This is a genomic window from Pseudogracilibacillus amylolyticus (SeqCode), assembly GCF_051918545.1.
Taxonomy (GTDB): domain Bacteria; phylum Bacillota; class Bacilli; order Bacillales; family Amphibacillaceae; genus Pseudogracilibacillus.
In genome coordinates this window covers 22,879-30,948 of sequence record NZ_JBPPZG010000020.1, presented here as the reverse complement: position 1 = coordinate 30,948, position 8,070 = coordinate 22,879, and the positions used below count along the sequence as shown (strand labels likewise).

Genomic DNA, 8,070 nt, shown 5'->3' with positions numbered 1-8,070 from the left:
ATTTCCTCAGCGGATAAAGTTTGAATTGGAGCAACGACAATCGAATCACCCGTATGCACGCCAACTGGATCAATATTTTCCATATGGCACACGATGCTCGCATCATTTGCTTGATCTCGGATTACTTCAAACTCAATTTCTTTCCAGCCAGCAATGCTTTTTTCAATCAAACATTGGTTGATAGGACTTGCTCTTAATCCGCGAGAAACGAGTTCGATAAAGTGATTTTCACCAGTTGCAATCCCGCCTCCTGAACCTCCTAATGTGTACGCAGGTCTTACTATAATCGGATAGCCTACCTCTTTACTAAATGCTAGTGCATCATCGAGATTATCAACGATGGCACTTTCTGAAATCGGCTCTTCGATTTCTTGCATTAAATTTCTAAATTTATCACGGTCTTCCCCTTGCATAATTGAATCAATAGGAGTCCCTAAAACTTTTAAATTGTATTTAGTAATAATTCCTTTGTCTTGTAATTTAAATGCCAAGTTTAAACCGGTTTGCCCACTAACCGACGCTAATATCCCATCTGGTTTTTCTTTTTGTATAATTGCTTCGATATTTTTAACAGTTAATGGTTCAAAATAAACACGGTCGGCGACATTCTCATCTGTCATGATTGTTGCAGGGTTATTATTAATAAGAATAACTTCACAGCCTTCTTCCTTTAACGTTAAACAAGCTTGCGTCCCTGCATAATCAAATTCAGCTGCCTGCCCAATGACGATTGGACCTGATCCAATAACTAAAACCTTTTTTATTTGCTTCTCCTTGGGCATTCCAAGTTGCCTCCTCATATAAACTTACTTTTATTTACAAACGAATGTTTTTACAAAAAAGTGTATCTTTATGCATAAACGTGTATAATTTTTGCAACAAGTACGCATAATTAAAATTTGCACTTGTTGCAATGTTATTTATTTATAACATAATTTCTTCTTTTTGTAAAACATCTTTCAATGTCATTACCGCTTTTGCGATTTCGTCTTTTGAAACCGTAAGCGGCGGTAACAGTCGAATGACATTTTCTCCTGCGCTTAAGACTAAAATACCTTTATCCATTAATTTAGGTACAAGATGGGAGGCTTGAGTTTGACACTCAATTCCTACCATTAATCCTTTTTGACGAATCTCTTTTACAAAATCTAATGGTTTAATATGTTCAGCTAATTGTTCGTGTAAATAGTTTGCAGTTTCCGTTACATTTAGTAAAAATTCTTTTTCAAAAACAGTAGTTAACACTGCTTTTGCTGCAGACATTGCAAGTGGATTTCCGCCAAATGTTGATCCATGAGAACCTGGACCGAATGTTGCACAATATTCTTGTTTCGCTACCATTGCTCCTACTGGAAGACCATTTCCAAGTCCTTTGGCAAGTGTAAAAATATCTGGTTCAATTCCGTAATGTTCGAAACCAAATTTTTCACCAGTACGACCAATCCCTGTTTGAATCTCATCAACAATGAGTAAAATCTTTTCTTCTTTACATAGTGTGGCAAGACCTTTGATGAAGTCTTCATTTCCCGGGATGACTCCACCTTCTCCTTGCACAACTTCTAGCATGACTGCTGCTGTATTTTCATCGATTAATTCTTTTACTGACTCAAGGTCGTTATACGTAGCGTAGGCAAATGATTCAAGCATTGGGCCAAAGCCAATTCGTACTTTTTCTTGGCCAGTTGCCGCCATTGTCGCAAATGTACGTCCGTGAAAAGACTGGTTAAATGTAATGATCTTATCTTTTCCGGATACTTTTCTCGCAAGTTTAATAGCAGCTTCGTTTGCTTCTGCTCCACTATTACAGAAAAACACTGAATCACCGGGACTGTTTTCTGTAATTAGTTGTGCGACTTCTTCCTGAATGGGCTGCTTATATAAATTGGACACATGCCAATAATTATTTAGTTGATTTTCAATTGCTTTTTGCACGGCCGGATGGCGGTGTCCTAAATTACAAACGCCTATTCCGGTTCCAAAATCAAGATATTTTTTTCCGTCTACATCTTCTACAATCGTTCCGTCAGCTTTTGCTACAGCTAAGTCATAGCGATTGTACGTTGGAAATAATGCCATCTCCTAACATCTCCTAACTTTTATTATAAAAAATCTTGTGCATAAACTGTACAGTAAAGTTCAAATAGCAACAGTCCTACCGCTACGGTAAATAAAATTAGTGCTTGCTCACTTCTTACCATAATTTGTGATGAAAACCGCTTCGGCAGAATACTTCGCTTTCCGTGGGCACGGCCTCAGCCTCCTCGCGGAAGAACACCGCTGCGGGGTCTTCGGACACGTGCTGTTCCCACAGGAGTCTACGTATTCTGCCTACGCTAGTATGAATTCTCAAATAAAAGAATTGTCTTTTGCCCAATAAACTATCCCAGCGAAGGAAATACATGGTGACTCATATTTGGCTAAAAGCGGTCACGTCTTGGGTAGCTACGCTTTCGTTCCACCGTGAAGATTTGCACTTGTACGTCCTATGCAGCGGAGGCTGAGTCCGTGGCCATACGCCCTCGTGATTACGGTTATGAATAGAGGTTAATCATTCCTCAACTTACTTCGCCTTTGCGAATACGGTAACGAATAGTAGTTAATCATTCCACAACTCGTTGCGTCTTTGCGATTACGAGAACGAATAGTAATTAATCCTTGCCTAAGGATGCGCGAACTGCCCGGAGATGGAAATCAACAAGGCTGTTACTAGTTTTTAAATTTTCACAACTGCACAATTCCCCTCAACTACACGCTTATACCTGCACGCTTTCATTTACTTTGATCGTTGTTCCTGCTAATGTTGTGGTATTTTTTAGTTCGGATTGTTTTCCGTTTACGATCATGACTTCTTTTACGATCGATAAGCCTTTCATAGCTGCTTTTACCTTTGGTATCATTCCACCGTAGATTGTTCCATCTTCAATCATTGCTTCAATATCCTGAATTGTTACTGTTTCTAGGAGATCTCCATCTTTTAAAATTCCCGGAACATCTGTTACAAAGATTAATTGTTTTGCATTAAGCGCTGCTGCGACTGCTCCGGCCGCTGTATCTGCGTTAACGTTGTATCGCTTTTCGTCTGCACCGATTGCTATTGGAGAAATTACTGGTACAATATCAAGCTCTAATAATTGCTCAATATATGCTGTATCAACATGAGTAACTTCACCAACAAATCCATAACGTTCATAATTAATTGGCGTCGCTTCTAACACTCCGGATACACCGGCTGCCTTTATCCCCGTTTGGTTGACCCGTCTTGTAAGCGCGGGATTGACATGACCGGATAAAACCATTTCCACGACATCCATCATCGCTTCTGTCGTTTTTCTCAATCCATCAATAAATTCAAACTCAATGTCTAATTTTTCTAGCATATCTTTTATCGCAGGCCCACCGCCATGGACGATAACTGGTTTTAGGCCTGCATCCCGCAATGCTTGAATATTTTTAAAAAATTCATCTGATAATTCATTGATTGAACTACCACCACATTTTAAAACGATACTGTTATCCAAAACTATACTCCTTTCACGAGCGATAACTGGCATTAATTCTGACATAATCATAAGTGAGGTCACAGCCCCATGCCTTTCCTTTTCCATTACCTATTTTCAAATCTACGTTGATTTGTATCGTGTCATTTTCTAAATACGCTGTCGCTTCTTCCTCAGAAAAACCAGTCGGTTCACTGTCTTTTAAAAGTTGCATTGGGCCGATAGCCATATCAATTGTTTCGGGATTTATTTCTGCTCCACTATAACCAATCGCAGCAATGATTCGCCCCCAGTTTGCATCCGCCCCGAACACAGCTGTTTTAACTAAGGAAGAACCTACAATTGATTTGCCGATTTTTTTTGCATCTTCGTCCGTTTTTGCGCCTTTTATATTTACTTCGATTAGCTTGGTTGCCCCTTCGCCATCCCGGGCAATTTGCTTCGCTAAATCTTCACATGTGTTGGTTAACAATTCAATGAATGTATCCCAGTCTTCATGTTCTGGTGTTAATGTGTTATTTTCCGCTAACCCATTCGCTAAAACTATAACCATATCATTTGTAGACGTATCACCATCAACGGTTATGCGGTTAAATGTCCCGTCAACAGCTTGCTTTAAAGCGAGATGAAGAGAAGTTGAATCAATCTCTGCATCTGTCGTAATAAATCCGAGCATCGTACCCATATTTGGTTCAATCATTCCGGATCCTTTTGCTGCTCCTGCCATGGAAACTGTTTTGCCATCAATCTCTGCTTCAAAACATGTAGATTTTGCAAATGTATCTGTCGTTAAAATCGCTTCACCAAAATCTGCCGCATGTTTCTCCGTCTTGCCAATCGCTAACTCACCAATATGTGGTGTGATTTTATCCATCGGCATATCGAGTCCTATTATTCCTGTTGAAGCAACCGCAACATAATGTTCTGGAATAGTAAACTTTTCAGCCGTTGTTTTTCGCATGCTATATGCATCAAGCAATCCTTGTTTTCCTGTACAAGCATTTGCGTTTCCACTATTTATAATAATTGCTTGAATTTTATTTTCAGTAGCTATACTTTCTTTTGTAACTCCGAGTGGTGCTGCCTGAATTTGATTTAACGTATAAACAGCTGCTACATTTGCAGGTGTTTCCGAATAGACAACCCCTAAATCATTTCGCTTTCTTTTCACTCCCGAATGTAATCCAGCTACTTGAAAGCCGGATGGAGTAACAATAGAACCTGATTCCACCTGTTTTACTTTCGTCTTCAGTTCACTCATTCTTATTCCCCTTTTTATCCTAGACTTAGCTTAGCAATTCTTAAATCGCTACGAAAATAGTTACAACTCACCACTATTATTTATTGCTTGCTGCAACTTACATTCTCACGTTATGGGAAAACTGGCATAAGATCAATTCCCGTCTTTTCATCAATACCTAACATTTTATTCATATTTTGTACCGCTTGACCGGATGCCCCTTTTACAAGATTGTCGATTACAGAAACTACGGTGACTCGGTTTGTTCTTTCATCATATGTTACTGCAATATCGCAAAAATTCGATCCATACACTTCTTTCGTACTCGGAAACTGTCCTTCTTCACGGACACGGACAAAATATTTATCTTCATAAGTTTCTTTAAATAACTCAATCAGTTGTTTTGTTGTTGTTTTTTCTTTTACTGTTGCATACATGGTCGCCATAATTCCTCTTGTCATTGGCGCTAAATGTGTCGTAAACGTAATTGCTCCGGTTAGATTATTCCATCTCGAGAGCATCTGTTCAATTTCTGGTGTATGCTGGTGTTCATTCACTTTATATATTTTAAAATTATCATTTGTCTCTGAAAAATGAGTTGCGGCAGAAAGACCTTTTCCTGCACCACTAACGCCGGTTTTTGCATCGACAATAATTGAATTTTCATCAATAAGTTCATTTTTAATAAGTGGCGCAAGTCCTAAAAGTACTGACGTGGGGTAACATCCAGGGTTTGAGATAAGGTTAACTTCGGATAAATCCACATCAATCCATTCAGTAAGACCATATACCGCAGACGCCAATAAATCTTTATCAGCCGCTTCGATTCCATACCATTGTTCGTAAACTTTTTGATCGGTAATCCTAAAATCACCCGATAAGTCAATAACTTTTACACCTTCAGCTAAAAATTGTGGCGCTAAGTTCATTGCGACCCCAGAAGGTGTTGCCATAAATACTAGATCTACTTCTTTTGCCATCTTTTTTACATTAACAGCTTGAAGCGGCTCTGCTACTACGTTTTGCATATGTGGAAAACTTTTATGAAGCGGTTCACCATATAAACTTGATGCATGAACAGAGTGAATGGATACACGTGGATGTTGGCGCAAAATTCGCACTAATTCTGCTCCTCCATAGCCGGTTGCTCCAATAATTGCAATTTTCATTATTCATCCACTCCTAAATTCTATATAATAATTATCATTATAAACTGTATAAAAATAAAATCAATAGTATATTTATAAGTTTTTTAAATATTTCCTCCACATTAAGTATATTATTTATATAGCACCCTTTTTAAATGGATTAATATTATACATAATTTATGCATAATCGTGATTATATGCAAATAGGTGATTAGTTATGATTAGTGGAAAGTTATGGTACATTAATATTAGAATCTTAAATTCACTAAATAAAACACGCTAATTGGGAATACTGCACGCTTATTTACAATATTTATAGTGGAAGCCTTCGTTGTTAAAAATCTTGGCTTATCGCCAAGGAACAATTTTAGTGAATAAGGAGGAATATAAATGGAGCGTAAACAATTTTATTTTTATTCTGAAGACGAAACAAAAATCAATGCATATCGCTGGGAGAACCCAAAAACAGAAAATATACAAGGAATTGTGCAAATTTCTCACGGAATGGCAGAACATGTTCTCCGTTATGAAGATTTTTGTTCATTTCTAGTCGCTCAAGGCTTTGTTGTCTATGGGAATGATCACCGCGGACATGGTGGTACCATTCAAGCACCTGATGACCGAGGATTTTTTGCTGAAGAAAACGGTTTTGAAAAAGTGGTCTCCGATATGAAGCAATTAACAACTATCATCAAAGAAGAACAGCCGGAGATTCCAGTCTTTATTTTCGGGCATAGTTTAGGTTCCTTTTTAACAAGACGATATATTCAATTATATGGTGACGCGATTGAAGGAGCTATTTTATCAGGGACAGGTGGAGATCAAGGCCTACTCGGCAAGGCGGGTTTACTGCTCGCAAAATGGGAACGGAAAAGGAAAGGACCACGAACCCCAAGCCCGCTTCTCCATAAGCTTACTTTTGGAAATTTTAATAAAGCATTTTCACCAGTTCGCACTGATTTTGATTTTTTAACATGTGATGAAAAAGCCGTTGATGCTTATATAGAAGATAATAATTGTGGATTTATTTGTTCAACAAGTTTTTACATTGATTTAATTAGTGGGATTGAACTGATCCATCGTAAAGAAGAGCTGGAAAAAACACCAAAGTCATTACCGATGTTTTTCATTTCTGGTGATAAAGATCCTGTCGGCGGGTTAGGAAAAGACGTAGAAGCAGTTTATGAACTCTACCAACAACATGGATATGAACATATTTCATTTAAATTATATGAAAACTCGCGACACGAACTTATCAATGAACTTAACAAAGAAGAAGTATATGAAGATATTTTAAGATGGATGCAAGCCGTCTTGAAAGGAGTACTCCATGTCTAGTCCAACAATCTACCGAATCATTAGTTCAAGAAGAGATAGCATGAGTAAATCGCAACATAAAATTGCGGATTATATTTTAGAAAATCCGCATTCGATTCCTTTTATAACCGGAGCAAAGTTAGCAAAAATGACTGGAGTTAGTGAAGCAACTGTTGTTCGTTTTGCTACCTTCCTAGGTTTTTCAGGTTATAATGATCTGCAAAAACAATTAGCTACTTCGATTGAAAAGCAATTAAATACAGTAGAACGTCTGACAATGTCACGTGCCACATATAGCGAAACGGAAAAGGCAATTTACGATAATTTTAATGATGATATTAAAAATATCCAAACGACGATGCAACAATTAAACCCTGCAGATTTCGAGCGAGCTGCTAAGTATATTTTGGAAGCAGACCGAATTTATATTATCGCTAATCGGAGTGCTTTATCATTAGGTACGTTCTTACACTATTATTTAAATATTATGTTCGGAAAAAGTGAATTAGTGCATACGACAGAAGCGGCTTTTGACCAAATTTATAATGTAAACGAAAAAGATGTCATTATTGGGATCAGCTATGCTCGATATACTAAAAGTACGCTCAATGCCGTTTCGTACGCAGCCGAAAAAAATGCCAAGATTATCGCATTAACCGATCATTTTTCCTCTCCAATTACTGCTTATGCCAATATCGCTCTTTTTGCATCAAGTAATATGCAATCATTTTTAGACTCCTTTGTTGCACCTCTTAGTGTTATTAATACATTAATCGCTTATATCGGAAATAAAAAAGAAATAAATATGAAAGAACGCCTCGAAAACTTCGAACAATTATGGGATCGCTACGATGTTTTTTATTAGCTT

7 protein-coding genes are annotated in these 8,070 nt (G+C 37.7%); 2 read left to right on the top strand and 5 right to left on the bottom strand.

Features of this window, described 5'->3' with window-relative positions:
• The 5 genes from ACPYKA_RS04115 to argC all read right to left on the bottom strand — a co-directional run.
• The coding region (locus ACPYKA_RS04115; RefSeq protein WP_479541116.1) for a carbamoyl phosphate synthase preATP-grasp domain-containing protein at window positions 1-782 on the bottom strand (782 nt) is incomplete at its 3' end.
• A gap of 142 nt (window positions 783-924) precedes the next feature.
• Complete coding sequence (locus ACPYKA_RS04110) at window positions 925-2,076, bottom strand: acetylornithine transaminase (protein ID WP_479541115.1); 1,152 nt, start codon at window positions 2,074-2,076, stop codon at window positions 925-927.
• A 677-nt stretch (window positions 2,077-2,753) separates the two neighbouring features.
• Window positions 2,754-3,518 carry an acetylglutamate kinase gene (gene argB / locus ACPYKA_RS04105; RefSeq protein WP_479541114.1) on the bottom strand — a complete coding sequence of 255 codons (765 nt, stop codon included), beginning with the start codon at window positions 3,516-3,518 and terminating at the stop codon, window positions 2,754-2,756.
• Between the two features lie 13 nt (window positions 3,519-3,531).
• Window positions 3,532-4,758 (bottom strand): bifunctional ornithine acetyltransferase/N-acetylglutamate synthase, encoded by a 1,227-nt coding sequence (argJ, locus tag ACPYKA_RS04100; protein WP_479541113.1) that lies wholly within the window; start codon window positions 4,756-4,758, stop codon window positions 3,532-3,534.
• A 110-nt stretch (window positions 4,759-4,868) separates the two neighbouring features.
• Window positions 4,869-5,906 (bottom strand): N-acetyl-gamma-glutamyl-phosphate reductase, encoded by a 1,038-nt coding sequence (argC, locus tag ACPYKA_RS04095; RefSeq protein WP_479541112.1) that lies wholly within the window; start codon window positions 5,904-5,906, stop codon window positions 4,869-4,871.
• A gap of 369 nt (window positions 5,907-6,275) precedes the next feature.
• On the opposite strand from argC, the gene ACPYKA_RS04090 reads away from it, so the two are divergent.
• Both ACPYKA_RS04090 and ACPYKA_RS04085 read left to right on the top strand, forming a co-directional pair.
• On the top strand, window positions 6,276-7,223 hold the full coding sequence (locus ACPYKA_RS04090; RefSeq protein ID WP_479541111.1) for an alpha/beta fold hydrolase: 948 nt from the start codon (window positions 6,276-6,278) through the stop codon (window positions 7,221-7,223).
• Complete coding sequence (locus ACPYKA_RS04085; RefSeq protein WP_479541110.1) at window positions 7,216-8,067, top strand: MurR/RpiR family transcriptional regulator; 852 nt, start codon at window positions 7,216-7,218, stop codon at window positions 8,065-8,067. The genes ACPYKA_RS04090 and ACPYKA_RS04085 overlap by 8 nt, the downstream gene beginning before the upstream one ends.
• The last annotated feature ends 3 nt before the right edge of the window (window positions 8,068-8,070 follow it).

Coding starts and splice junctions, on each gene's coding strand:
- ACPYKA_RS04110 (WP_479541115.1), bottom strand. CDS start 2,076: ATGGCATTATTTCCAACGTACAATCGCTATGACTTAGCTGTAGCAAAA.
- argJ (WP_479541113.1), bottom strand. CDS start 4,758: ATGAGTGAACTGAAGACGAAAGTAAAACAGGTGGAATCAGGTTCTATT.
- argC (WP_479541112.1), bottom strand. CDS start 5,906: ATGAAAATTGCAATTATTGGAGCAACCGGCTATGGAGGAGCAGAATTA.
- ACPYKA_RS04090 (WP_479541111.1), top strand. CDS start 6,276: ATGGAGCGTAAACAATTTTATTTTTATTCTGAAGACGAAACAAAAATC.
- ACPYKA_RS04085 (WP_479541110.1), top strand. CDS start 7,216: ATGTCTAGTCCAACAATCTACCGAATCATTAGTTCAAGAAGAGATAGC.